This window comes from Micromonospora sp. M42 (assembly GCF_000568915.1).
Classification (GTDB): domain Bacteria; phylum Actinomycetota; class Actinomycetes; order Mycobacteriales; family Micromonosporaceae; genus Micromonospora; species Micromonospora chalcea.
Map to the genome: position 1 here is coordinate 2,739,260 of NZ_KK037233.1, position 24,506 is coordinate 2,763,765.

General features: G+C 71.8%; 20 protein-coding genes and 1 pseudogene. 9 read left to right on the top strand and 12 right to left on the bottom strand.

Annotated elements, in window-relative coordinates; all coding sequences use genetic code 11:
- Positions 1 to 175 precede the first annotated feature (175 nt).
- The gene (gene lexA, locus MCBG_RS12325) at positions 176 to 958 is read left to right on the top strand and encodes a transcriptional repressor LexA (RefSeq protein ID WP_043325711.1); all 783 of its coding nucleotides are present in this window, start codon (positions 176 to 178) and stop codon (positions 956 to 958) included.
- Between the two features lie 58 nt (positions 959 to 1,016).
- On the opposite strand, the pseudogene MCBG_RS12330 reads toward lexA, so the two are convergent.
- A pseudogene (locus MCBG_RS12330) lies at positions 1,017 to 2,700 on the bottom strand (hypothetical protein).
- Positions 2,701 to 2,750: 50 nt separating this feature from the next.
- On the bottom strand, positions 2,751 to 4,241 hold the full coding sequence (gene hflX / locus MCBG_RS12335) for a GTPase HflX (protein WP_223201200.1): 1,491 nt from the start codon (positions 4,239 to 4,241) through the stop codon (positions 2,751 to 2,753).
- A 169-nt stretch (positions 4,242 to 4,410) separates the two neighbouring features.
- Between hflX and MCBG_RS12340 the strand changes: the two genes are divergently transcribed.
- Positions 4,411 to 5,883: an NAD-dependent malic enzyme gene (locus tag MCBG_RS12340; RefSeq protein ID WP_013284747.1), complete on the top strand. Its 1,473-nt coding sequence runs from the start codon at positions 4,411 to 4,413 to the stop codon at positions 5,881 to 5,883.
- 801 nt (positions 5,884 to 6,684) lie between these two features.
- Here the strand turns inward: MCBG_RS12340 and dapF are convergent.
- The 3 genes from dapF to MCBG_RS12355 are packed head-to-tail and all read right to left on the bottom strand — an operon-like array spanning position 6,685 to position 9,189.
- Entirely contained in the window at positions 6,685 to 7,560 is an 876-nt protein-coding gene (gene dapF, locus MCBG_RS12345) for a diaminopimelate epimerase (RefSeq protein WP_043325714.1), read from the bottom strand.
- Between the two features lie 7 nt (positions 7,561 to 7,567).
- Positions 7,568 to 8,473: a tRNA (adenosine(37)-N6)-dimethylallyltransferase MiaA gene (gene miaA / locus MCBG_RS12350; RefSeq protein ID WP_043325715.1), complete on the bottom strand. Its 906-nt coding sequence runs from the start codon at positions 8,471 to 8,473 to the stop codon at positions 7,568 to 7,570.
- Positions 8,470 to 9,189 (bottom strand): class III extradiol ring-cleavage dioxygenase family protein, encoded by a 720-nt coding sequence (locus MCBG_RS12355; RefSeq protein WP_043325717.1) that lies wholly within the window; start codon positions 9,187 to 9,189, stop codon positions 8,470 to 8,472. The genes miaA and MCBG_RS12355 overlap by 4 nt, the downstream gene beginning before the upstream one ends.
- 205 nt (positions 9,190 to 9,394) lie before the next feature.
- Between MCBG_RS12355 and MCBG_RS12360 the strand changes: the two genes are divergently transcribed.
- Positions 9,395 to 10,603, top strand: coding sequence for a DUF349 domain-containing protein (locus MCBG_RS12360; RefSeq protein ID WP_043325718.1), 1,209 nt, complete (start codon positions 9,395 to 9,397; stop codon positions 10,601 to 10,603).
- A 331-nt stretch (positions 10,604 to 10,934) separates the two neighbouring features.
- A complete protein-coding gene (locus MCBG_RS12365) occupies positions 10,935 to 12,557 on the top strand; it encodes a cellulase family glycosylhydrolase (protein ID WP_043325720.1) in 1,623 nt (540 codons plus the stop codon).
- Positions 12,558 to 12,648: 91 nt separating this feature from the next.
- Here MCBG_RS12365 and miaB read toward each other — a convergent pair whose 3' ends face one another.
- Entirely contained in the window at positions 12,649 to 14,148 is a 1,500-nt protein-coding gene (miaB, locus tag MCBG_RS12370) for a tRNA (N6-isopentenyl adenosine(37)-C2)-methylthiotransferase MiaB (RefSeq protein ID WP_043325722.1), read from the bottom strand.
- Positions 14,149 to 14,200: 52 nt separating this feature from the next.
- On the opposite strand from miaB, the gene MCBG_RS12375 reads away from it, so the two are divergent.
- A complete protein-coding gene (locus tag MCBG_RS12375) occupies positions 14,201 to 14,428 on the top strand; it encodes a DUF2277 family protein (protein ID WP_043325723.1) in 228 nt (75 codons plus the stop codon).
- A 79-nt stretch (positions 14,429 to 14,507) separates the two neighbouring features.
- Here MCBG_RS12375 and MCBG_RS12380 read toward each other — a convergent pair whose 3' ends face one another.
- Together MCBG_RS12380 and selD are read right to left on the bottom strand one after the other, a co-directional pair.
- Positions 14,508 to 14,987, bottom strand: a complete 480-nt coding sequence (locus tag MCBG_RS12380) for a hypothetical protein (protein ID WP_043325725.1) — start codon at positions 14,985 to 14,987, stop codon at positions 14,508 to 14,510.
- Positions 14,988 to 15,199: 212 nt separating this feature from the next.
- On the bottom strand, positions 15,200 to 16,189 hold the full coding sequence (selD, locus tag MCBG_RS12385; RefSeq protein ID WP_043325726.1) for a selenide, water dikinase SelD: 990 nt from the start codon (positions 16,187 to 16,189) through the stop codon (positions 15,200 to 15,202).
- 198 nt (positions 16,190 to 16,387) lie between these two features.
- Here selD and MCBG_RS12390 point away from each other — a divergent pair, with 198 nt between their 5' ends.
- The 4 genes from MCBG_RS12390 to MCBG_RS12405 are packed head-to-tail and all read left to right on the top strand — an operon-like array spanning position 16,388 to position 19,783.
- The gene (locus MCBG_RS12390) at positions 16,388 to 17,143 is read left to right on the top strand and encodes an amino acid ABC transporter ATP-binding protein (protein ID WP_030504151.1); all 756 of its coding nucleotides are present in this window, start codon (positions 16,388 to 16,390) and stop codon (positions 17,141 to 17,143) included.
- A 52-nt stretch (positions 17,144 to 17,195) separates the two neighbouring features.
- Positions 17,196 to 18,074 carry a glutamate ABC transporter substrate-binding protein gene (locus MCBG_RS12395; RefSeq protein WP_043325728.1) on the top strand — a complete coding sequence of 293 codons (879 nt, stop codon included), beginning with the start codon at positions 17,196 to 17,198 and terminating at the stop codon, positions 18,072 to 18,074.
- Between the two features lie 36 nt (positions 18,075 to 18,110).
- The gene (locus tag MCBG_RS12400; protein ID WP_043325733.1) at positions 18,111 to 18,818 is read left to right on the top strand and encodes an amino acid ABC transporter permease; all 708 of its coding nucleotides are present in this window, start codon (positions 18,111 to 18,113) and stop codon (positions 18,816 to 18,818) included.
- Positions 18,815 to 19,783: an amino acid ABC transporter permease gene (locus MCBG_RS12405; RefSeq protein WP_043325734.1), complete on the top strand. Its 969-nt coding sequence runs from the start codon at positions 18,815 to 18,817 to the stop codon at positions 19,781 to 19,783. Before MCBG_RS12400 ends, MCBG_RS12405 begins: the two co-directional genes overlap by 4 nt.
- Before the next feature lie 56 nt (positions 19,784 to 19,839).
- On the opposite strand, the gene rny is transcribed toward MCBG_RS12405, so the two are convergent.
- The 4 genes from rny to recA form a co-directional block, all read right to left on the bottom strand.
- Positions 19,840 to 21,606: a ribonuclease Y gene (gene rny / locus MCBG_RS12410; protein WP_030504155.1), complete on the bottom strand. Its 1,767-nt coding sequence runs from the start codon at positions 21,604 to 21,606 to the stop codon at positions 19,840 to 19,842.
- Positions 21,607 to 22,325: 719 nt separating this feature from the next.
- Entirely contained in the window at positions 22,326 to 23,030 is a 705-nt protein-coding gene (locus MCBG_RS12415) for a 3-keto-5-aminohexanoate cleavage protein (RefSeq protein WP_043330539.1), read from the bottom strand.
- A gap of 88 nt (positions 23,031 to 23,118) precedes the next feature.
- Positions 23,119 to 23,802, bottom strand: a complete 684-nt coding sequence (locus MCBG_RS12420) for a regulatory protein RecX (protein ID WP_043325736.1) — start codon at positions 23,800 to 23,802, stop codon at positions 23,119 to 23,121.
- 11 nt (positions 23,803 to 23,813) lie between these two features.
- Positions 23,814 to 24,506, bottom strand: a 693-nt coding sequence (gene recA, locus MCBG_RS33995; RefSeq protein ID WP_043325737.1) for a recombinase RecA, incomplete at its 5' end; no start/stop codon positions are given.

The window sequence follows — 24,506 nt, forward strand, 5'->3', positions numbered from 1 at the left end:
GTACGAGCGGCGTACTCTTTTATCAGAACAACAGTTCGGAAATCCAGGAATTCGGCACGACACGCCGACAGCAGGTCGTACAGATGTTTGAAAATGACCGATCTCACCTATACGGTCAGACCACACGCACCACGAGCCGACGAGGCACCCCAGCGCCGACCAGGGAGGGACGGACGTGACCGAGGACCGGGCCAGCCGGCAGAAGAACCCGCAGCCGAACGACGGGGCGGGTCCTCCGGCGACCCGCCGCCCCCGCGCCGCCCGCAGCCGCACCGCCCCGGCGGCGGTACGCCCGGTCACGCCGGTGGTGAGCAGCTTCCCCGACCCGACGAGCGTCGACCTGACCGCCCGGCAGCGGCGGATCCTGGAGTTCATCCGCACCTGGGTCGAGCGGCACGGCTACCCGCCGAGCGTGCGCGAGATCGGTGAGGCGGTCGGCCTGGTCTCCCCGTCCAGCGTCGCCTACCAGCTCAAGGAGCTGGAGAAGAAGGGCTTCCTGCGCCGCGACCCGAACCGGCCACGCGCCGTCGACGTCCGGGCCCCGGGCGAGGCCGACGACGAGGCCGCCCGCGCGCAGCGCCCCACCCCGGCGTACGTGCCGATGCTGGGCCGCATCGCCGCCGGTGGGCCGATCCTGGCCGAGCAGGCGGTGGAGGACATCTTCCCCCTCCCCCGCGAGCTGGTCGGCGAGGGCGAGGTCTTCATGCTCCAGGTCAAGGGCGACTCGATGCTCGACGCGGCGATCTGCGACGGCGACTGGGTGGTCGTCCGGCAGCAGCCCAACGCCGAGGTCGGCGACATCGTCGCCGCGATGCTCGACGGCGAGGCGACGGTCAAGACCTACCGGCGGCGGGACGGGCACGTCTGGCTGATGCCGCAGAACCCGGCCTTCGACCCGATCCCCGGCGACGACGCCACCATCATGGGTCGCGTGGTGGCGGTGCTGCGCCGCATCTGACCCCACAGCAGCGCGGAAAGGGGGTGACCGTCGCGGTCACCCCCTTTTCCGTGTCGTCTCAGTAGCGGTCGCCCCGGTACTCCCGGCCACCACCGGACACCGGGCCGTACTGCCCCCGGTCGTCGTAGCCGTCGTCGCGGCGCGCGCCACGCGGGTCCTGGCGCGACGCGGCGGCTCGGCCCGGCCGCCGCCTCCGCGCGGCCCGCCACCGGGCTGCCCGCGGTAACCGGGCCCACCCGGGCCGCCGCCGTAGCCGCCACCCTGACCGCCACGACCTGAACCGCCCTGGCCACCGCCGTAGACACCGCCACCGCGACCTCCGCCGCCGGCCGGGGCGCCGCCGCCGTACACCCCACCACCCTGCGGACGGGTGCCGCCCGGGGGACGGCCACCTTGCCCTGGCCACGGCCGCCCTCCTGAGGGCCGCCGCCGTACACGCCGCCACCCGGCCGGCCACCGCCGTAGACGCCGCCCGAGGGCGGACGGTCGCCGTTCGCTGCGCCACCGTAGACACCGCCCTGGCCCCCGCCGTAGACCCCGCCGCGCGGTGCCTCCGGCCGTTCCGCCGACGGGAACCCGCCGTTCACCGGGAACTCGCCGCTGCGCTCCGGCTCCTCGGCCCGCGGCGCGGGCTTGCGCCGCGACCGCAGGATCCCGAAGACGCCCGCGCCGACCAGGAGCGCGCCGATCACCCCGACCGCCGCGATCAGGTACGTGATCTCGTCGAGTGAGAGCCCTTCGAGCCAGGACTTCTCGGCGGCCGCCTTCGTCTCGGCCTTGCCGCCGTTCGGGAGCGCCTCCGCGCCACTGGTGGACGGCGTGTAGCTGAGAATGTCGATCGGATCCGAGTCGTCCAGCGTCCCGCCGTCGGAGACGGTGACGAACAACTTGCCGTCGGGCGTGTACGAGATCGCCTCGCCGAACGGGTCGGCCAGCGGGGTGATCCGGGGCTTACCTGTGGTCAGCGCCTTGACGATGTCGCCGCCGGACACGTCGAACTCGAACGCGTCGGCGTACGTGCGCAGCACGACCTTGCTGCCGTCGGGTGAACGGGCCGCGCCGGTCACCAGCGCTCGCCCGGGCGACCCGAGCTTGTTCTCGGTGTCGGTCTTCGGCAGCGTGACCTCGCCGACCTTCTTCATCGGGATCGGCTCGGGGTCGCCGGCGGTCTTCAGCTTCACCGTCGGCGTGAAGATCTCCGACTTGCCGGACAGGTCCTTGGTGATCACCAGCGGCATGTTGTCGTCGCCGACGAGCAGGGCCTCCGCGTCGTGCGGCTCCTTGCCCGGGTAGCTGAGCCGGTGCAGCACCGGCTGCTTCGCGCCGCTGAGCGGCATCGTCCAGACCGCGACCCGCTCCCGGCGGGTCTTCTTCTCCACGTTGTCGCCGGTGTCGGCGATCCAGAGCGTCTTGCGGTCCGGGCCGAGCGCCAGGTCCTCCGTGTCGAAGGGCCCGTCACCGGAGTACCGGACCTCCTTCTCGACCTTGCACTTGGCGTCCAGGTAGAAGACCCGCTTGCGGCTGGGGTCGTCGGTGCCGTCGTTGATCACGACGTACCCGCTGCTGGTGGCGATCAGGCCGGACAGCTCGCGGAGGCGGTTGTCCTCGACCGTGCACTTCTTCTTGGGAGCCGCGGCCAGCACGGGGGCCGCGGCGGGAGCCGCCGGGGCCGGCCCGGCCGGCGCCACGACCGCGCCGACCAGGCCGAGCGCGAGCGTGACCGAGGAGACAACGTGCCGCATGACGCTCAGTGTCGCACGACGCGGGTTTCCGGCGGGTGACGCCGGACGGCTCACCGTCCGGCGCCCACCCGCTCGTCGCTGGTCAGCCGATCCCCCGCCCGGTAGGGCGCGAGCTCGGCGGCGAGCCCCTGGCCCACCCGTACGTGCAGCAGCGTGCCCTCGGGCAGGTGAGCGGTGCTGAGCACCTCACCCTGCCGGTGCGCCCGGGCGACCAGGTCACCCCGGTCGTACGGGAGCACGACGCGCACCTCGACGGCCGGCCGGGGCAGCCGGCGCTCGACCGCCTCGCGCAGCTCGTCGATCCCGCGGCCACTGTGCGCGGAGACGAACACGGCGTCCGGCCAAAGCCGCTTGAGCCGCAGCATCGTCTCCTCGTCGGTGGCGTCGGTCTTGTTCACCACCAGGAGCTCCGGCAGCCGGTCGGCGCCCACCTCGGCGAGCACCTCGCGTACCGCCCGGACCTGCTCCTCCGGGTCCGGGTGGGTGCCGTCGACCACGTGCACGACCAGGTCCGCGTCGGCGACCTCCTCGAGCGTCGAGCGAAACGCCTCGACGATCTGGTGCGGCAGGTGCCGGACGAAGCCGACCGTGTCGGACAGCGTGTAGAGCCGCCCGTCGGACGTGGTGGCGCGGCGGGTGGTCGGGTCCAGCGTGGCGAACAGCGCGTTCTCCACCAGCACGCCCGCCCCGGTGAGGCGGTTGAGCAGGCTGGACTTGCCGGCGTTGGTGTAGCCGGCGATGGCCACCGCCGGCACCGCGTTACGGGTGCGTCGGGAGCGCTTGGTCTGGCGTACCATCGCCATGCTCTTGATCTCGCGGCGCAGCCGCGCGATGCGGTGGCGGATACGCCGACGGTCGGTCTCCAGCTTGGTCTCACCGGGACCGCGCAGGCCCACGCCGCCGCCGGCGCCACCGCCGCGACCGCTACCGCCGGTCTGCCGGGACAGCGTCTCGCCCCAACCGCGCAGGCGCGGCAGCAGGTATTCGAGCTGGGCCAGCTCGACCTGCGCCTTGCCCTCCTTGCTCTTGGCGTGCTGGGCGAAGATGTCGAGGATCAGGGCGGTCCGGTCGACCACCTTGACCTTGGTGCGCTGCTCCAGGTTGCGCAGCTGCGACGGCGACAGCTCACCGTCGCAGATGATGGTGTCGGCGCCGGTGGACAGCACCACCGCGCCCAGGTCGTCGACCTTGCCGCGACCGATGTACGTGGCCGGGTCGGGCCGGTGCCGGCGCTGGATCAGCCCTTCGAGCACCTGCGAGCCGGCCGTCTCGGCCAGCGCCGCCAGTTCGGTGAGGCTGTTGTCGGCGTCGGTCTGGGTGCCCTCGGTCCAGACGCCGACCAGGACGACCCGCTCCAGCCGCAGCTGGCGGTATTCGACCTCGGTGATATCTGTGAGTTCGGTGGAGAGGCCGGGGACCCGCCGCAGCGCCTGCCGCTCCGACAGCTCGTACTCGCCCGTGGTGGCCTCGAGCTCGTCGTCGGTGTAGGGATGGAAGGTCTCCTGCTCGCGCAAACTGCGTCTCCTGTCCGTTATGTGCATCGCCGAGAATTTTCGGCGCGTGACAGCAATCCTGACATGTGACAACGCCCGGCGCACCTGCCTTATGCCCGTGACGCTACTGACCGGTAGCGGGGGCGGATGCCGGGCGACCTGCGCGGGCGAGTAGAAATGCCAGTCGAGCCGCTCAGCGCCGACGGAGGAGTTTCTCGTGGCCAACACACGACTGCCGAGTGCCGGATTCTCCATCACCATCCGGATCGCGGTACCCGCCGACGCCTCCTCCATCGGCCGGCTCACCACCGCCGCCGGCGAGGCCGGGGCCATCGTCACCGCGCTGGACGTGGTCGACTCCGACCCCGCGCACGTGATCGTCGACCTCACCTGCGACACCGCCGACGCCGGGCACGCCGACCAGGTCGTCGACGCGCTCACCGCGCTCGACGGGGTGGACGTCCGCAAGGTCTCCGACCGCACGTTCCTGCTGCACCTCGGCGGCAAGATCGAGGTGACCCCGAAGGTCGCGCTGCGTACCCGCGACGAGCTGTCCCGCGCGTACACCCCGGGTGTGGCCCGGGTCTGCATGGCCATCGCGGAGAACCCGGCCGACGCGCGCCGGCTCACCATCAAACGCAACACCGTCGCCGTGGTCAGCGACGGCACCGCCGTGCTCGGCCTGGGCAACCTCGGCCCGGCCGCCTCGCTGCCGGTGATGGAGGGCAAGGCCGCCCTGTTCAAGCGCTTCGGCGGGGTGGACGCCTGGCCGGTGGTGCTGGACACCCAGGACACCGACGAGATCGTGGCGATCGTCAAGGCGATCGCGCCCGCGTACGGCGGGATCAACCTGGAGGACATCGCCGCGCCACGCTGCTTCGAGATCGAGGCCCGGCTGCGCGAGGCGCTGGACATCCCGGTCTTCCACGACGACCAGCACGGCACCGCGATCTGCGTGCTGGCCGCGCTGACGAACGCGCTGCGCGTCGTGGGCAAGCAGCTCGCGGACGTCCGGGTCGTGGTCTCCGGCGCCGGCGCGGCCGGCACCGCGATCATGAAGCTGCTGCTGCGCCAGGGCGTGGGCGACATCATCGCGTACGACCGCCAGGGCGCCCTGCACCGCGGCCTGCCGGACCTCAACCCGGCCTGGCAGTGGCTGGCCGAGAACACCAACAAGGAGAACTACTCCGGTGACCTGGCCGGTGCGGTACGCGGCGCGGACGTGTTCATCGGCGTGAGCGCGCCGAACCTGCTCACCGGCGAGGACGTCGCCGCCATGGCGAAGGACTCGATCGTCTTCGCGCTGGCGAACCCCGACCCGGAGGTGGACCCGCGCGAGGCGCGCAAGTACGCCGCCGTGGTCGCCACCGGCCGCTCCGACCAGCCCAACCAGATCAACAACGTGCTCGCCTTCCCCGGCGTGTTCCGCGGCATGCTCGACGCGCACGCCGAGGAGTTCACCGAGGAGATGGCGCTCGCCGCCGCCCGGGCCATCGCGGACGTGGTCGGCGAAGACAAGATCAACCCGACGGTGATCGTGCCGAGCGTCTTCGACTCCCGGGTCGCCCCGGCGGTGGCCGCCGCGGTGCGGGCCGCCGCCCAGAACCCGGCCGCCACGCCGGCGCCGGCGGCCGACCCGGGCCCGGCGGACCTGCCCGAGATCGCCGCCAACGCCAGCGCCACCCCCTGACGCGCTCCTCCCGCTCGCGGCGCCTCTCGCAGGGCAGCGCCTCCTCGCGGGACAGCGCCTCCTCGCGGGACAGCGCCTCCTCGCAGGACAGCACCTCCTCGCAGGACAGCACCTCCTCGCAGGACAGCACCTCCTCAGGGCAGCGCCTCCTCGCGGGGCACGCCCCTGCCGGGTCGGAGACACGAGCGCGCGTGTTCCGGGCACGCGCACGGCTTCTGGGTGCACGTGCCGATTCGGGCACACCAGCAGCTTCCGGGACAGGGGCGCGGCTTCCACCGCACGCGAGTTGCCCGGCTCAGACGCTCTTCTCAGCACACGCGCACACTTCTTCGGCTACGACGCCACCCGCACCCGCACCCGCACCCGCATGAGGGTCAGGCGTCGCCCGACGCGCGTCCACGCGAGATCTTGGAAGGAAATGGCAGCCAGAGGGACCCTAATCTTCCAAGATCCACAACAGCGCCCCACCCCGAGGGGGACAAGTCGGACACATGACCCTTCACCCCGGCTTGATCGACTCCACTTCCCCGAAGTGGCGGCATCATCGCCCTTGATCAACACCAGTTCCCCGAAGTGGTGCCATCAGAGGCTCCGCGACACCACCACTTCGGCGAGCTGGTGTTGATCATGCCGGGCGGCAGCGCGCCAGGGCGGGATGGTACGGACGGCCAAGGCCCCGCGTGCCAGGGCCGCGAACACCCCAAGTTGACCAAGGAGTTCGTGTCACTGGGACGCCGGAAATCCCCCGCAAACTCCTTGATCAACCGCGAAGGGGGGGCGCCGCAGACGGAGAGGGCGCGGTCAGGGGGTCAGGGCGGACGGGGTCAGGGTGCCGGTGGCCACCAGGACCGCCGGGCCCGACAGCCAGCAGGAGTCGGGTGTCACGGTGACCGTGAGGCGTCCACCGGGTACGTCCACCGCCACCGTGCCGGTGTCGAGGCCGGCGTCGCGCAACGCCACCGCGCCGACCGCGCACGCGCCGGTGCCGCAGGACAGTGTCTCGGCCGAGCCGCGCTCGTAGACCCGCATCAGCACGTGCGCGTCGGCGCCGGTCACCGGCTCGCCGGGCGTGGTGAACTCCACGTTCACCCCGGCCGGGAAGGTCCCGGCGTCCACCTCGGGCGCGCGGGTCAGGTCGAGGCCGGTCAGCTCCAGCGCGGCGGGCAGCGCGCACACCAGGTGCGGGTTGCCGACGTCCACTGCGGCACCGGGCAGCGTCAGCCCGCCGAGCGTGGCGGTCGCCGTGTCGTACAGCCGGGGGCGGCGCATCTCGACCGCCACGTCCGCGCCCTCGACCCGGGCCCGCACCAGACCGGCGCGGGTGGCGATGGGCAGCGTCCCGCCCGACGAGGACGAGGACGAGGACGACGAGGACGAGGCCGCGGCCAGCGAACGGTCCAGCAGGTAGCGGACGAACACGCGGGCCCCGTTGCCGCACATCTCGGCGAACGAGCCGTCGGAGTTCCAGTAGTCCATGAACCACTCGGCCTCACCGGCGAGCGCGACGCCCTCGGGGTGCTTGGCGGCGCGTACGACGCGCAGCACGCCGTCGCCGCCGAGGCCGCGCCGCCTGTCGCAGAGCGCGGCGACCAGGCCGGGTGTCAGGTCGAGCGTGCCGTCCGGGTCGGGCAGGATGACGAAGTCGTTGCCGGTGCCGTGACCCTTTGTGAACTCCACGCCCCCATCATGGCCGATGCTCGGCGACCACCCGCAGGGCAGTGTCGAGAAACCCGGGCGACGCCGAGTCCAGCCAGTGCACGCGCGGGTCGCGCCGGAACCAGGAGCGCTGCCGGCGGACGAACCGGCGGGTCGCGCGGACGGTCTCCTCGTGCGCTTCGGCCTCGGTCAGCTCCCCGGCCAGGAACCGCAGCACCTGCTGGTAGCCGAGCGCGCGGCTGGCGGTACGGCCCTCGGGCAGCCCTTCGCCGACCAGCGCCCGCACCTCGTCGACCAGGCCGTCGGCCCACATCCGGTCCACCCGCAGCGCGATCCGCTCGTCCAGCGACGCGGTGTCCAGGTCGACGCCGAGCTGCACCGACGGGTAGTACGGCGTGGGCGACGGCAGCGACGCGGTGAACGGCGCGCCGGTCAGCTCGATCACCTCCAGCGCCCGCACGATCCGCCGTCCGTTCGTGGGCAGGATGCTCGCCGCCGCCCCCGGGTCCGCCTCGGCCAGCCGCGCGTGCAGCGGCAGCGGGCCGACAGCGGCCAGCTCCGCCTCCAGCCGCTGCCGCAGCGCCGGGTCGGTGCCGGGGAACTCGAACTGTTCCAGCACCGCCCGCACGTACAGCCCGGAGCCGCCGACCAGCAGCGGCACCCGCCCCCGGGCCAGGATGTCGTCGACGGCAGCGCGGGCCAGCGCCTGGTACTCCGCGACGCTCGCCGGCTCGGTCACCGGCCAGATGTCCAGCAGGTGATGCGGCACACCCTCGCGTTCGGCCGGCGTCAGCTTCGCGGTGCCGATGTCCATGCCCCGGTAGAGCTGCATCGAGTCGGCGTTGACCACCTCGCCGCCGAGCGCGTGCGCCAGCGCGATGCTCAGCGCCGACTTCCCGGCCGCGGTCGGCCCGACCACCGCCACGACGGTCATGCCCGCTCCCAGTTCGCCACGAAGTAGGCCACGCCGTAGGGCGCGTCCTGGTAGCTGACGTCACCACGCCAGTCGCCGCCCGCCGCCCGGGCCGCTCCGGCCAGCACCTGCCACGGCGCCCGCCCGGCGACCCTCAGCTCCGCCGACAGCCCCGGGTCCAGGCCGAGCAGGGCGTCGGCGTCCGCGCCGGCCAGGGCAACCGCAACCCCTTCGTCGTACGCCTCGGCGCGCGGATCGTCGTACCCCGGCGCCTTGACGCCGCGGCAGGCGGACCCGTCACCGAGCACGAGCAGCGCGACCCGCGGATCGTCGTCGGCGATCAGGCTCGCGCCGAACGCCGCGCACTGCGCCGGTGTGGCGTCGTGGGCCACCGACCGGGCCAGGCGGGGCAGCTCGGTGCCGGAACGGTTGAGCAGCCAGGCGCCGACGGTCAGGCTCAGCGGCAGGCGCTCCGCGCCGGAGCAGGAGATCTTCCACAGCCGCACCGGCCGGTCCAGCCCGAAGCCGCGCAGGGAACCCCAGTCGGCGGCGTTGAACCGGACGGTCTCCGGCCCTGCTCCGACGAGCAGGACCGCCTCGGGCCCGGCGGCGAGCAGCCGTGCGACAGCGGCGTCGGCGGCGGCGCGCAGGTCGTCCAGCTCGGGCGCGGCGGCGCCGGCCAGCTCGGGCACGATAAGCGGCGGATGGGGGCAGACTGCGGCGGCGACCAGTGGCACGCCCCCAAACCTATCGGGATCCGCCGGTGCGTCCCCGCGCCGATCCGGTCATCGAGGGCGTACGACACCGTATGGTCACGGTCGACGGCAGGCGCTCGACACGGACCGGGTCGGACCTGTGACAATGCCGGGAGAAAGTTTGCTGCGCCGTGGCGGCGATTCGAGGGGACTGTCCCCTCGACGCCGGGAGAACGAGGATGGGCACATGAGCGACTGGACTGCCTTCGGACGGGTGGACGAGGACGGCACCGTCTACGTCAAGACGACCGAGGGCGAGCGGGTGGTCGGATCCTGGCAGGCGGGCGCACCGGAGGAAGGGCTCGCCCACTTCGCCCGGCGCTACGCCGATCTGGTGACCGAGGTCGACCTGACCGAGGCCCGGCTCAACTCGGGCGCGGCTGATGCCGGCCACTCCCTGACCACGATCCGGCGGATCCGCGGTTCGCTGGCCGAGGCGCACGTGGTCGGTGACCTCGACGCGCTGGCCGCCCGGCTGGACAAGCTCGCCGTCGTCGCCGAGGAGAAGGCCGGCGAGGCCAAGGCGGCCCGCGAGGCCGCCCGCGGTGAGGCGCTGGCGCGCAAGACCGCCCTGGTCGAGGAGGCCGAGAAGCTGGCGGCCGAGTCGACCGGCTGGAAGACCGCCGGGGACCGGCTCAAGGAGATCCTCGACGAGTGGAAGACCATCCGCGGCGTCGACAAGAAGACCGACGGTGAGCTGTGGAAGCGGTTCGCCGCCGCGCGGGACGGCTTCACCCGCCGCCGGGGCGCCCACTTCGCCTCCCTGGACCAGCAGCGCAAGCAGGCGCAGACGGTCAAGGAGGAGCTGGTCGCCGAGGCGGAGAAGCTCAAGGACTCCACCGACTGGGGCGTCACCGCCGGGCAGCTCAAGGACCTGATGGCCCAGTGGAAGGCCGCGCCGCGCGCCGCCAAGGAGGCCGAGCAGAAGCTCTGGGAACGGTTCCGGGCCGCGCAGGACGAGTTCTTCAGCCGGCGCAGCGAGGTCTTCTCGGCACGCGACAACGAGCAGCGCGCCAACCTGGAGCGCAAGCAGGCGCTGCTGGCCGAGGCCGAGGCGCTCGACATCGACGCCGACCCGAAGGGCGCCCAGGCGAAGCTGCGGGAGATCCAGGCGCAGTGGCACGAGGCCGGTCGCGTGCCCCGCGAGGCCGCGTCCGGGCTGGAGCGCCGGCTGCGGGCCGTGGACGACAAGGTCCGCGAGGTGATGGACTCGGCGTGGCGGCGTACCTCCAAGGAGGACAACCCGCTGCTGGCGCAGATGCGCGCCCAGGTCGCCGAGGCCGAGGACCGGCTGGCCCGGGCCCAGGCCGCCGGTGACGCCCGCCGGATCAAGGAGGCCGAGCAGGCGCTCGCGTCGAAGCGGCAGTTCCTCCAGCTCGCCGAGCAGGCCGGCTGACGCACGCACCCCGGCCGGGCAGGCCGGCGGACAGACACATCGGGTGAGCCCCCGGCCGTTCCGGCCCGGGGGCTCACCTGCGTCCGGGCCGGGTTGACGCATCGAGGCGGGCTGATCAGAATGAGCGGCGGAGCCAGGTTCAGGCACCGGCACGAGGGCACCGACGGCTGATCTCGCCGTCGACGATCGCCGGTGCGACATCTCGCGGTTGGCCGTCCACACGACACGGCCCGGCGCGCGCTGCGCGCGTACTCGATGACGAGCGGGACGTGCCTCCTGGTCCTGCCGCCCGCGGCGCCTGCGCGGCGCGGGCATCCGAAGTGGAGCTCCCATGCACCGACGCACCGCCCTCGGCGGCGCCCTGACAGCGCTCGCCACCGCTGCGGCCGGCGTTCTCGTCGCCGCCGCCGTCTCCACCACACCGGCCGCCGCTGCGGCCGGTGGCACCGGCACCGGTTACCTGCACACCAGCGGCAACAAGATCGTCGACAGTACCGGCGCGACAGTCCGGCTGACCGGCATCAACTGGTTCGGGATGGAGACCGACAACAAGACGTTCCACGGCCTGTGGTCGAGCAACCCGTGGCGCGGCCAGCTCGACACCATGGCCCGGCTGGGCTACAACACGCTGCGGATTCCGTACTCGAACGACGCGCTCAAGTCCGGCGCGACAGCGACCGGCATCAACGACTTCGTCAACCCGGACCTGATCGGGCTCTCCCCGCTGCAGATCCTCGACAAGGTCATCGACTACGCGGGCAGCAAGGGGATGCGGGTCATCCTGGACCGGCACCGGCCCACGTCGGCCGGGCAGTCGCCGCTCTGGTACACCTCGACCGTCTCCGAGGCGACCTGGATCAACGACTGGAAGATGCTGGCCCAGCGGTACGCCGGCAACACCACAGTGATCGGCGCGGACCTGCACAACGAGCCGCACGCCGAGGGCACCAACCCGGCCGCCACCGGCGCCTGCTGGGGCTGCGGCGACACCGCGCGGGACTGGCGGCTGGCCGCCGAGCGGGCCGGCAACGCGATCCTCGGCGTGCAGCCGAACTGGCTGATCTTCGTGGAGGGCGTGAGCTGCCCGAGCGGCGGCCTGTCGAACGTCTGGGACAACGACCCCAGCAACGACGAGGACTGCGGCTGGTGGGGCGGCAACCTGTCCAAGGCCGGGCAGTTCCCGGTCCGGCTGAACGTGGCGAACCGGCTGGTCTACTCGCCGCACGAGTACGCCACGTCGGTGTACCGGCAGGCCTGGTTCGACGACCCGACGTACCCGGCGAACATGCCGGCCATCTGGGACAAGTACTGGGGTTACCTGTACAAGCAGAACATCGCGCCGATCATGATGGGCGAGTTCGGCACCACGCTGCAGGACCCCAAGGACAAGATCTGGCTGCAGAACCTGATGGCGTACACCGGCACCGGCGTGAACGGCATGTCGTTCACGTACTGGTCGTGGAACCCGAACTCCGGTGACACCGGCGGCATCGCCAACGACGACTGGACCACTATCAACCAGCCGAAGCAGGACATCCTCACGCCGTACCTGATCCCGCCGACCGGTGGTGGCGGCACCACCAGCCCGTCCCCGACCGGCACGCCGAACACGTCACCGGCGCCGACCACCCCGCCGCCTCCGGTGACCGGTGGCTGCACCGCCACCTACAAGCAGATCAACTCCTGGGCGGGCGGCTTCCAGGGTGAGCTGACGGTCAAGAACACCGGCACCGCCGCGGTGAACCCGTGGTCGGCCACCTGGACCTGGCCGTCCGGGGTGACGCTGGCGAGCGGCTGGAACGCCACTGTCACGCAGTCCGGCACCACTGTGACGGCGGCCGCGCCGGCCTGGGCGTCGTCGCTGGCGGCGGGCGCGTCGGTCACCGTCGGCTTCACCGCCAACGGCACCGCCGCCGCCCCCGCCACGGTCAAGCTCAACGGCACCGCCTGCTGATGCAAGGAAGGGCCCCTTATTAACGCCTGAGGTAGAGGAAGGGCCCCCTTTTAACACCAAGTGTTAAAAGGGGGCCCTTCCTTGCATCCGGTCAGTGGGCGGTGCAGCCGCCGGTGGGGGCGGGCGCCGCGGCCGGCGCGCCGATCGTCGGCAGTCCGAGCAGCACCCCGGGGGTACGCGGAACCTGTCCCGCCTCGGCCGCGTCACCGGCCCGGGTACGCCGATGTGCCAGCGGCGCGCCGTCGGCGTTGAGGTGGTGCGGTGCGGCGTACGTGACGACTGTGTGCACGATGTCGCCGGGGCGGATCTGCCCGGCCAGCTCACCGGTGGCGAAGTGCACGAGCCGGCCGTCGCGGGCACGGCCGGACATCCGGCCGGTGCGCTCGTCCTTGCGGCCCTCGCCGACCGCCACCAGCACCTCGACGGTCTCCCCGACCAGCTTCTTGTTCTCCGCCCAGGTGATCTCCTCGACGCAGGCGATCAGCCGCTCGTAGCGCTCCTGCACGACCTGCTTGGGCAGCTGCCCGTCCATCGTGGCGGCCGGGGTGCCGGGGCGCTTGGAGTACTGGAACGTGAACGCCGACGAGAACCGCGCCTCCCGGACCACGTCGAGCGTGCGGGCGAAGTCTGCCTCGGTCTCGCCGGGGAAGCCGACGATGATGTCGGTGGTGATCGCCGCGTCCGGCATCGCCGCCCGGACCTTCTCGATGATCCCCAGGTACTTCTCCGACCGGTACGAGCGGCGCATCGCCCGCAGCACGTCGTCCGAGCCGGACTGCAGCGGCATGTGCAGCGAGTGGCAGACGTTCGGCGTCTCCGCCATCGCGGCGATCACGTCGTCGGTGAAGTCCTTCGGGTGCGGGCTGGTGAACCGCACCCGCTCCAGCCCGTCGATGTCGCCGCAGGCGCGCAGCAGCTTGCCGAAGGCGTACCGGTCGCCGAACTCGACGCCGTACGAGTTGACGTTCTGCCCGAGCAGCGTCACCTCCAGCACGCCGGCGTCGGCGAGCGCGCGCACCTCGGCGAGGACGTCGCCGGGGCGGCGGTCCTTCTCCTTGCCGCGCAGGGAGGGCACGATGCAGAACGTGCAGGTGTTGTTGCAGCCGACGGAGATCGAGACCCACCCGGCGTACGTCGACTCGCGCCGGGTCGGCAGCGTGGAGGGGAAGACCTCCAGCGACTCCAGGATCTCCACCTCGGCCGCGGTGTTGTGCCGCGCCCGGTCCAGCAGCGCCGGCAGCGAGCCGATGTTGTGCGTGCCGAAGACGACGTCCACCCAGGGCGCCTTGCGGACGATGTCGCCCCGGTCCTTCTGGGCCAGACAGCCGCCGACGGCGATCTGCATCCCGGGGTGCTTGGCCTTCACGGGGCGCAGATGACCCAGGTTGCCGTAGAGCCGGTTGTCGGCGTTCTCCCGGACCGCGCAGGTGTTGAACACCACCACGTCGGGCTGCTCGTCGGCCTCGGCGGCGCGCACGTACCCGGCGTCCTCGAGGAGGCCGGAGATGCGCTCGGAGTCGTGCACGTTCATCTGGCAGCCGTACGTACGCACCTGGTAGGTGCGCGGGCTGCCCGCGGCTGCGGTAGTCATGACCCGGACAGCGTATCCGGGTGGAGCTGATCGGATCGAACGAGGAGGAGCCGTGTGCCGGAGCATCAAGACCCTGCGTGAGCCGTACGTCCCGGTGGTGACCGAGGAGGACATCCGCGCCGCCGCGTTGCAGTACGTCCGGAAGATCTCCGGATTCCGTACCCCGGCGGCGCACAACGCGGCCGCGTTCGACGCCGCGGTGGACGCCGTGGCCGCCGCCACCGCGACGCTGCTCGACCAGCTCGTGGTGCGGGGCCAGCAGCCGGCGACCCGGGACTGAGCCCGGGGCCGCCACGGCTCGCCGCCGGGCGGGGGCACGGCGGCGAGCGCCGGTCACCGCCTCCGGCCGGCGCTCGCGGTCAGGCGGCGGCGAGCGCCGGGGCGACCGTGTCGGGGGCCCAGCGGGAGCGGTGGCACTGCGACCAGCCCCGGCAGCGCGGGTCGGCCTGCGTGCAGAGCCGGTGGTGGCTGAGCACCTCGCCGTCGTCGGTGTCGGCCACGTCGAAGTGCACCGGGCGGATCGTGCCGTCCGGCGCGAACAGCAGGTGCCGGCCGGCGTCGAGGGTGTCGTCGCGCATCAGGCAGTTGCGGCCCAGCAGCCGGGCCAGCGCCGCGAGCGCGGGCAGCTCGGCCAGGCTCTCGGGCACGCCGTAACAGTCGACCACGGTGCCGTACAGCCCGGGCGCCTCCCACACGTCGCAGACCACCGCGTACGCGGGGAGCCGCATCGGGTCGGCGACGGCCATGGGCATCACCACCCGGCCGAGCGCCTCGGCCAGTGCCGGGTAGACCTCCACCGGCTCGCCGCCGTCGATTCTCCAGTTCCACAGCTCGGTCATGCCGCCTCCTCGCCGCGCTCGTTTCCACCGGCCTCCGGATCGGGCCCTACTGACGATGGTGGGGGGCATTTGCCCTCAGCCGGGCGCAAGTTACCGGTCTGTGACCATTCCGGGCAAAATTCCCTCGGGCGACGTTGCCCAGAGTAGCTGGAAGATGACAGTTTATCGGGTACGGTGCCGCGTTCGCGTTCCCGCCGCGCCCACCGGCGCGTTCAGCGAACCCGGATCAGGTGCTCCGAGGCCGGCAGCAACTCACCGATGACGGTCCCACCGGGCACCTCACCGGCGACCAGCAGGCCGCCCGAGGTCTGCGCGTCGGCCAGCAGCAGCCGCTCTCCCTCGTCCGCGCCTCCGAAGTCGGTCCACGGGGTGACCCACTCCAGGTTGCGCCGGGTGCCGCCGCTGACGTACCCGTCGCGCATCGCCTCCCGCGCGCCCGGCAGGTACGGCACCGCCGCCGCGTCGATCGCCACCGTGAGGCGGCTCGCGCGGGCCAGCTTCGAGGCGTGCCCGAGCAGGCCGAAACCGGTCACGTCGGTGCCGCAGCGGATGCCGGCGGCCACCGCCGCGCGGGCCGCGTCCCGGTTGAGCCGGGCCATCGACTCGACCGCCTCGGGAAAACGCTGGCCGGTCTGCTTGTGCCGGGTGTTGAGCACGCCCACGCCGAGCGGCTTGGTCAGCGACAGCGGCAGCCCGGCCCGCCCGGCGTCCAGCGTGATCAGCTCCTCCGGCCGGACCACGCCGGTGACCGCCAGGCCGTACTTCGGGCCGTCGTCGTCCACGCTGTGCCCGCCGGCCAGGTGGCAGTTCGCCTCCCGGGCCACGTCCAGACCGCCGCGCAGCACCTCCCGGGCCATCTCCGGCGGCAGCACGCCGCGCGGCCAGCAGAGCAGGTTCAGCGCGACGAGCGGGGTGCCGCCCATCGCGTACACGTCGGAGAGCGCGTTGGCGGCGGCGATGCGGCCCCAGTCGTAGGCGTCGTCGACCACCGGGGTGAAGAAGTCGGCGGTGCTGACCAGGCCCGTACGCTCGTCCAGCCGGACCACCGCGGCGTCGTCGCCGTTTTCCAGCCCGACCAGCAGGTCGGCGGAGCCGCCGGTCGCGCCGAGGCCGGCGACCATCGCCTCCAGCTCGCCCGGAGGGATCTTGCAGGCGCAGCCGCCACCGCGGGCGTAGTCGGTCAGCCGGATCGGGTCGGTCATCACCTCATGATCTCTGGCCAGCGCCTTCGGCGCCACTCGGCCCACCCGGACGGCGACAAAATTCGGACGTGCCGGTATGCAGGTGACCGGTGTTACCGCTCCGTGACCATCTGAGTTGCGTACTGCCACATCACCCCGCCTACAGTTGCCCAACCGGGGGTCGATCGACCCCCAATTCCGGCATGGACGACAGGGACGGTGGACGACGTGACGACGGGCGACCCGCTGATCGTGCTCGACGGGGTCAACAAGTGGTTCGGGCCGCTGCACGTGCTCGACGACGTGTCCCTCTCCGTCGGCCGGGGCGAGGTGGTCGTGGTGATCGGCCCGTCCGGCTCCGGCAAGTCGACGCTGTGCCGCACGATCAACCGGCTGGAGCCCATCGACAAGGGCACCATCACGTTCGACGGGCAGCCGCTGCCGGCCGAGGGCAAGCCCCTGGCCAAGCTGCGCAGCGAGGTCGGCATGGTCTTCCAGTCGTTCAACCTCTTCGCCCACAAGACCATCCTGGAGAACGTCACGCTGGGGCCGGTCAAGGTGCGCAAGGAGAAGCCGGCCGCCGCCCGCGAGCGCGGCCTGGCGCTGCTCGACCGCGTCGGCATCGCCAACCAGGCGGACAAGTACCCGGCGCAGCTCTCCGGCGGTCAGCAGCAGCGGGCGGCGATCGCCCGCGCGCTGGCCATGCAGCCCAAGGCGATGCTCTTCGACGAGCCGACCAGCGCGCTGGACCCGGAGATGGTCGGCGAGGTGCTGGACGTGATGACGTCCCTGGCGAGCGAGGGCATGACCATGGTCGTGGTGACCCACGAGATGGGTTTCGCCCGGCACGCCGCCAACCGGGTGGTCTTCATGGCCGACGGGCAACTGGTCGAGGACGCGCCGCCGGCCGAGTTCTTCGCGAACCCGCGCAGCGAGCGGGCCAAGGACTTCCTCTCCAAGATCCTCACTCACTGAGCGTCCGTAGTTGGAGTCGTCCCGGCGGCTCCGTCGAAGAAGGAGATTGAGTATGCGTTACAAGCGCGTGGCGGCGGTTGCCGCGGCGGCGACTCTGGCGCTCGGCCTGTCCGCCTGCGGTGGCGACAGCGACGACGAGGGCACCGGCGCCGGCAGCAAGGACTTCGCGGCCGGCAGCACCATGGAGCGGCTGAGCAAGGCCCAGAAGATCAAGGTCGGCACCAAGTTCGACCAGCCGGGCTTCGGCCAGAAGGGCCTGTCGGGCAAGCCGGAGGGCTTCGACGTCGAGGTCGCCAAGCTGATCGTGAAGGCACTCGGCATCCCCGAGGACAAGATCGAGTACGTCGAGACGCCGTCGAAGGTCCGCGAGGACGTCATCGTGAACGGCACCGTCGACCTGGTCGCGGCCACCTACACGATCAACGACAAGCGCAAGGAGCGCATCGCCTTCGCCGGGCCGTACTACGAGGCCGGCCAGAACATCATGGTCCGCAAGGACGAGGCGGCCATCACCGGCCCCGACTCGTTCAAGGACGGCACCAAGAAGGTCTGCTCGGTCACCGGCTCGACCCCGGCCGAGGAGATCAAGAAGTACGTCAAGGACGTCGGCACCCAGCTGGTGCTCTTCGACACCTACGACAAGTGCCGCGACGCCCTGAAGGGCAAGCAGGTCGACGCCGTCACCACCGACAACGTCATCCTGCTCGGCTACATCGCCAAGGACGAGGCGTCCTTCAAGATGGCCGGCGACAACTTCACCAAGGAGCCCTACGGCATCGGTGTCAAGAAGGAGGACACCGACTTCCGTAACTTCATCAACGACACGCTCGACAAGGCGTTCCAGGACGGCAGCTGGAAGAAGGCGTGGGACGACACCGCCGGCAAGTTCGGCGCCACCCTGGGCGACCCGCCCGCCGTCAACCGCTACTGATCCGCTAGATCCGGAGGGTGGGGAGGAAACCGACCCGTGAATGTGCTCATCGACAAGTTCGACGTCTTCGCGGGCGGGTTCTGGCTCACCCTCCAGATCTGCTTTCTCGCCGCGATCGGCGCCCTGATCCTGGGCGCCGTCGTGGCGGTGCTGCGAATCTCGCCGGTGCCGCCGCTGCGCGCGGTCGGCACCACGTACGTGAACATCTTCCGTAACCTGCCGCTGACAGTGGTGCTGTTCTTCGCCGCGTTCGGCCTGCCGGCGCTGGGCTCCAACGCCGACTTCCTGCGTATCCCGGGCCTGGATTCGATCTTCAGCCGGCTCGGCACCGACCTGCCCTACTTCCGGTTCGGCCTGATCGCGCTGGTCCTCTACACCGCCGCGTTCGTCTGCGAGGCCCTGCGCTCCGGCGTGAACGCAGTGCCGCCCGGGCAGGCCGAGGCGGCGCGTTCGCTGGGCCTCACCTTCGGGCAGAACCTGCGGCACGTCGTGCTCCCGCAGTCCTGGAAGGCCTCGGTGGTGCCGCTCGGCTCGGTCATCATCGCGATGATCAAGAACTCCGCGCTCGTCGGTTTCTTCGGCGTGGTCGGTGACCTCTCGCAGACCGCCGATCAGCTCACCTCCGCCGGCGGCTACCCCTTCATTCCGGTGGCGATCGGCATCTCCGTCGGATACCTGATCATGACGGTCCCGCTCGGCGCCCTGCTGGACCGGATCGAGAAGCGACAGGCGGTGGCCCGATGAGCCAGCAGACCAGCGTCCTCTACGACGTTCCCGGGCCGCGCCAGCGACGCGTCACGCTCATCAGCAGCCTGGTCGCCGTCGTGGTGGTGCTGGCCGGCGCCTACCTGTTCATCTACCGGCCGCTTGCTGACAAAGGCCAGTTCTCGATGGAGCTGTGGGGGCCGCTGGTCGACCCCTCGAACGAGAACTTCCCGCTCGTCTGGGACCGGATCGGGTACGGCCTCAAGAACACCCTGATCGCCGCCGCGCTGGCCATCGTCTCGTCGCTCGTCGTCGGCACCCTGCTCGCCGTCCTGCGGATCCAGCTCAAGAGCCTGACCCGGCGGCGCTTCACCGGAGCCGCCGCACCTGTGGCGTACCTGCTGCGCGGGCTGAGCTGGGTGCTGGCCGCCGTGACCCGGGTCTGCGTCGAGGTGTTCCGCGGCCTGCCGGTCGTCATCACCATCTTCTTCGTGGCGCGCGGCTTCCCCGAGTTCGGCGCCTCGTTCGACAACCTCTGGTACCTCGTCATCGGCCTGACCATCTACAACTCCGTGGTCATCGCCGAGATCCTGCGCTCGGGCATGGAGGGCCTGCCCTCCGGGCAGGCCGAGGCGGCCTCGGCGATCGGGCTCTCCCCGTTCCAGACCACCGGGCTGATCCTGCTGCCGCAGGCCTTCCGGATCATGCTCCCGGCGCTGATCAGCCAGCTCGTGGTGGTGCTCAAGGACACCTCGCTGGGCTTCATCATCAGCTACGAGGAGACGCTCAACATCGGCAAGCAGATCATCGGCGTCCTGGGCAACCCGATCCAGGTGTACGTGGTGATCGCCGTGCTGTTCATCGCCATCAACTACTCGCTGTCGAAGCTGGCCCAGTACGTCCAGCACCGGCTCTCCCAGGGCCGCAAGAGCGCCGGCACCCCGGCGCCGGCCCCGCCACCGGCCGCGCTCACCTCGCAGGCCGAGGGTGCCGGCGGCGTCTGACCCGCCACACGTGAAAGGGCTGGCCGTGAACGGCCAGCCCTTTCGTGTTCCCCGGTCTAGCGGGCGATCTCGGTGACCCGGGACTCGCGCACCACGGTCACCCGGATCTGACCCGGATAGGTCAGCTCCTCCTCGATCTGCTTGGCCACGTCCCGGGCCAGCACCGCCGCGCCGATGTCGTCCACGTCGTCGGGCTTGACCATCACCCGGATCTCCCGGCCCGCCTGCATGGCGAAGACCTTCTCCACGCCCAGCTTGCCGGCCGCGATCTCCTCGATCCGCTCCAGCCGCTTCACGTACGCCTCGAGGCTCTCCCGCCGCGCGCCCGGCCGCCCGCCCGAGCAGGCGTCCGACGCCTGCGTCAGCACCGCCTCGATGGTCTGCGGCGGCACCTCGTTGTGGTGCGCCTCGATGGCGTGCACCACGTCCTCGCTCTCGCCGTACTTGCGGGCCACGTCCGCGCCGATGATGGCGTGGCTGCCCTCCACCTCGTGGGTGAGTGCCTTGCCGATGTCGTGCAGGAACGCGCACCGCTTGATCGTCGGCACGTCCAGCCGCAGCTCGGCCGCCATCACGCCGGCGATGTGCGCGGTCTCCACCAGGTGCTTGAGCACGTTCTGCCCGTACGACGTCCGGTAGCGCAACCGGCCCAGCAGCGTCACCAGTTCCGGGTGGATCTCGGTGATGCCGACCTCGACCAGCGCGTCCTCGGCGGCCCGGTGGCACAGCTCCTCCACCTCCTGCCGGGCCAGGTCGTAGACCTCCTCGATCCGGTGCGGGTGGATCCGGCCGTCCAGGACCAGCTTCTCCAGCGTGACCCGGCCGACCTCCCGGCGTACCGGGTCGAAGCAGGAAAGCAGCACCGCCTCGGGCGTGTCGTCGATGATCAGGTTGACGCCGGTGACCGACTCGAAGGCGCGGATGTTGCGCCCCTCCCGGCCGATGATGCGCCCCTTCATCTCGTCACCGGGCAGGTGCAGCACGCTGACCACGCTCTCCGCGGTCTGCTCGCTGGCGACCCGCTGGATGGCGTCCACCACGATGTTGCGGGCGCGCTGCTCGGCGCTACCCCGCGCGTCCGCCTCGATCTCCCGGACCAGCAGCGCGGCCTCCCGCTTCGCCTGCCCCTCGATCGACTCGACAAGCTCGGCGCGGGCCGCGTCGGCGGTCAGGCCGGCCACCCGCTCCAGCTCCCGGCGGCGCTGCTCCTCCACCTCGGTCAGCGTCCGCTCCCGCTCGGCCAGGGCGGCCTCCCGGGCGGCGAGCGCCGCGGTGGCAGCGGTGAGCTGCCGTTCCCGCTCGGCCAGCCGCTCCACCTCCTCGGTGTGCAGCCGTTCCCGCTCGTCCATCCGGGCGGCCCGGCGTTCCACCTCGGCCGCCTGCTCCCGGGTGGTGGCGGCCAGCACCGCCACCTCACGCTCGCCGCTGCGCCGCGCGGTGGCGCGCAACTGCTCGGCGTCCGCCTCGGCCTGCTTGTGCGCGCGCTCCAGCACGGTGTCCGCCTCGGCGCGGGCGTCGTCGAGCACCCGCCGCGCCTCGGCCCGGGCCGCCTTCGCCTCCGCCTTCGCGGCGGCCGCCTCGGCCCGCGCCGCCGCGGCCGCGGACTTCGCCACGTCGATGGTGCTGTTGGCCTCGCTGGCGGCGGTTCGCAGCGCCGCGAGCGACTGCTCCTGCCGGTCCTTCTCCGCGATGAAGGCCGGATCCTCCGGCGCGGGCGCCAGGCTGAGCCGCTTGAGGGTACGCACGCCGAACAGCACGGCACCGACCACCACCACGACGAGCAGCAGCACCACCACGAGGAGAACGATGTCGAAGGCGCTCATCGAACCGCTCCGCCGGCCCGGCCGGCGTTGCCGGCTCGTCGATACCCGGTGGCCGGGCTGTCGCCCGCCGATGCGGGGTCGGGGCCGTGTGGCAGACCGCCGGTGAACCTGTGCCGCCCCGCCATGGCCGCCTCCCCCTGAACGTCGGCGCCGCAGGACGCGCGCGAAGGACACGCGCCTGCGGCTCTGTACGCCCGACCGGAGCGGCTGGTTCTGGGCAGCTTTCCGTCGGCGGTGACCCGCGAGGGGCACCGCTGGCGGCCGGTTGCAGTTGTCGGAGGCCCCGAAAGGTTCCGGAGCTTCCGTCAAGGGCCGGTGTAGCTGGCCAAAGTGATGCTGTTCTGTTACGAGATCTATGTTGTGCGCTTAGCCTGCGCTGGTCGGGCAAAGTGAGCCTGTATGGCGAGGCTAGGTCGCGAGGGGCCGTTCGGTCAAGAAGTCATGATCAAACCACCCGGACGGAGAGAAGTTACAGCGTCACTCATTGGTGATCAGATGCCGGACAGGCCCGGACAAACCTCGCCGTCCGGCACCACCACTCGCCGCTCCCGACCTGCTCAGGCCACCTCCCCCATCGACGCCGCCCACCACTCCCCCGCACGATCATGAGGTTGACGGGCGCGATCATGAAGTTGGCCTGGACAAAACGGACGGCAAGTGCCGTCAACTTCATGATCAACGGGGCAGGGGCGGTCGGGGTGGGTGGGTCAGTGGGTGGGTCAGTGGGGGGCGAGGGTGCGGGCTGTGGTTACCAGGGTGGCGTTGTCGGGGGCCTGGGTGCCGTCGGGCAGCAGCAGCGTGTCCTCCAGGCCGATCCGGGTGTGCAGACCCCGGCGGACCGCCTCGGCGTAGACCGGCCAGGTGGCGGGCCCCTCGCCGTGCAGCAGCACCGGCGGGCGCTGGTCGGGCAGCGCGGCGAGGATCGCCGCCGCGTCGGCGAGCGCCGTCTCGACCTGCTCGGCCATGCACTCGACCAGGATCCGCCCGGTGGGCGCGGACCAGCGGCGCCAGGCGTCGACCGCCGCCGGCGTCCACAGGCCGGCCTCGACCATCACGCCGCGCTCGTGCAGGGCGGCGGCGACCTGGGCCGCCCCGGGTTCGTGGGCGTTGACCGAGGCGAAGTCGGGCAGCACCGTCCAGGCGCGGACGGCGGCGACCCGCTCGGCCGGGTCCGGGACGATCCAGGCGCCGGTACTCACGCCCACCGGCAGGCCGGGACGGGAAGCCCGGATCGCGGTGACCGCAGCGGCGATCACCGCCGGGTCGAGCGACTCGGCGCCGGTGTCGTCGCGCGGGTGCACGTGCACCGCCGCCACCCCGGCGGCCGCGCAGCGCACCGCGTCGGCGGCCAGTTCGGCCGGGGTGAGCGGCACGGCGGGGTGCTCGTCCCGCCGCCGGGTGCCGTTGAGACATGCCTTCAGCACGGTGTGCGCCTCCCCTCGGGACGGCGGCCGCGACACCGACCGCCGGTCGGTCAGTCGGTCGGTCAGTCGACGGCCGGCCGGCGGTCGGTCAGTCGAGCCGGCGGGAGTCGAGATCGTGCTCGGCGTCGGCCATCGCGTCGGCGTCGATGTGCTCGGCGAACTCGGCCGCCTCGGCACTCTGCGCGGCCAGCGCGTCCTTCACCGCCCGGATCGCCACCCCGGCCGGATAGCCCTTGCGCGCCAGCATGCCGACCAGACGCCGGAACACCGCGTCCGGCTCACCCCGGGTGCTGCGCAGCTTGCGGTCCACCAGGGCACGGGCGGTCTCCGCCTCGGTCTCCTCGTCCAGGTCGTCCAGGGCAGCGCCGGCCACCTCGCCGTCGACGCCGCGCTGGCGCAGCTCGTTGGCGAGCGCCCGGCGGGCCAGCCCACGACCGTTGTGCCGGCTGCTCACCCAGGCACGGGCGAAGGCCGCGTCGTCGACGATGCCCACCTCGTCGTACCGGTCGAGGACCTGCTCGGCGATCTCCTCGGAGATGCCGCGCCGGGCCAGCGCGCCGGCCAGCTCGGCCCGGGTACGCGGGCGCACCGCGAGCTGCCGAAGGCAGATCTCCCGGGCCAGCTCAGCCTCGTCGCGCGGCGGAGCCGGAGCCTCCCCTGCGTCGGACTCCGCCGCGCGATCACGGCGCCCCCGGGGCGTACCTGTGGCGTCGCCCGTACGGGGAGGACTGGCATCCCAGCCCCGGCCCGTACGGGCGCGTCGTCCTGCCACGGGTCAGCGGATCAGAAGTCGACCGGCGGCAGTTCCGGGCCACCGGCGGCGTCGCCCGCACCACCGGTGCCGACGCCGAGCTTCTCCAGGATCTTCTTCTCGATCTCGGCCGCGACGTCCGGGTTCTCGCGGAGGAACTCGCGGGCCTTCTCCTTGCCCTGGCCGAGCTGGTCACCGTCGTAGGTGTACCAGGCGCCGGACTTGCGGATGATCGCCTGCTCCACGCCGACGTCGATCAGCGAGCCCTCGCGGGAGATGCCCTTGCCGTACATGATGTCGAACTCGGCCTGCTTGAACGGCGCGGCGACCTTGTTCTTCACGACCTTGACCCGGGTGCGGTTACCGACCACGTCGGTGCCGTCCTTGAGGCTCTCGATGCGGCGCACGTCGAGCCGGACCGAGGCGTAGAACTTCAGCGCCCGACCACCGGTGGTGGTCTCCGGGCTGCCGAACATCACGCCGATCTTCTCGCGGAGCTGGTTGATGAAGATCGCGGTGGTGCCGGTGTTGTTGAGCACACCGGTGATCTTCCGCAGCGCCTGGCTCATCAGCCGGGCCTGGAGGCCGACGTGGCTGTCGCCCATCTCGCCCTCGATCTCGGCGCGCGGCACCAGGGCCGCCACCGAGTCGATCACGATGATGTCGATCGCGCCGGAGCGGACCAGCATGTCGGCGATCTCCAGCGCCTGCTCGCCGGTGTCCGG

What these genes read in the sequence shown, in the direction of transcription:
- hflX (WP_223201200.1), bottom strand. Translation starts at nt 4,241, where the DNA reads ATGCACATAACGGACAGGAGACGCAGTTTGCGCGAGCAGGAGACCTTC.
- miaA (WP_043325715.1), bottom strand. Translation starts at nt 8,473, where the DNA reads ATGACCGTCGTGGCGGTGGTCGGGCCGACCGCGGCCGGGAAGTCGGCG.
- MCBG_RS12360 (WP_043325718.1), top strand. Translation starts at nt 9,395, where the DNA reads ATGAGCGACTGGACTGCCTTCGGACGGGTGGACGAGGACGGCACCGTC.
- MCBG_RS12365 (WP_043325720.1), top strand. Translation starts at nt 10,935, where the DNA reads ATGCACCGACGCACCGCCCTCGGCGGCGCCCTGACAGCGCTCGCCACC.
- miaB (WP_043325722.1), bottom strand. Translation starts at nt 14,148, where the DNA reads ATGACTACCGCAGCCGCGGGCAGCCCGCGCACCTACCAGGTGCGTACG.
- MCBG_RS12380 (WP_043325725.1), bottom strand. Translation starts at nt 14,987, where the DNA reads ATGACCGAGCTGTGGAACTGGAGAATCGACGGCGGCGAGCCGGTGGAG.
- selD (WP_043325726.1), bottom strand. Translation starts at nt 16,189, where the DNA reads ATGACCGACCCGATCCGGCTGACCGACTACGCCCGCGGTGGCGGCTGC.
- MCBG_RS12395 (WP_043325728.1), top strand. Translation starts at nt 17,196, where the DNA reads ATGCGTTACAAGCGCGTGGCGGCGGTTGCCGCGGCGGCGACTCTGGCG.
- MCBG_RS12405 (WP_043325734.1), top strand. Translation starts at nt 18,815, where the DNA reads ATGAGCCAGCAGACCAGCGTCCTCTACGACGTTCCCGGGCCGCGCCAG.
- rny (WP_030504155.1), bottom strand. Translation starts at nt 21,606, where the DNA reads ATGAGCGCCTTCGACATCGTTCTCCTCGTGGTGGTGCTGCTGCTCGTC.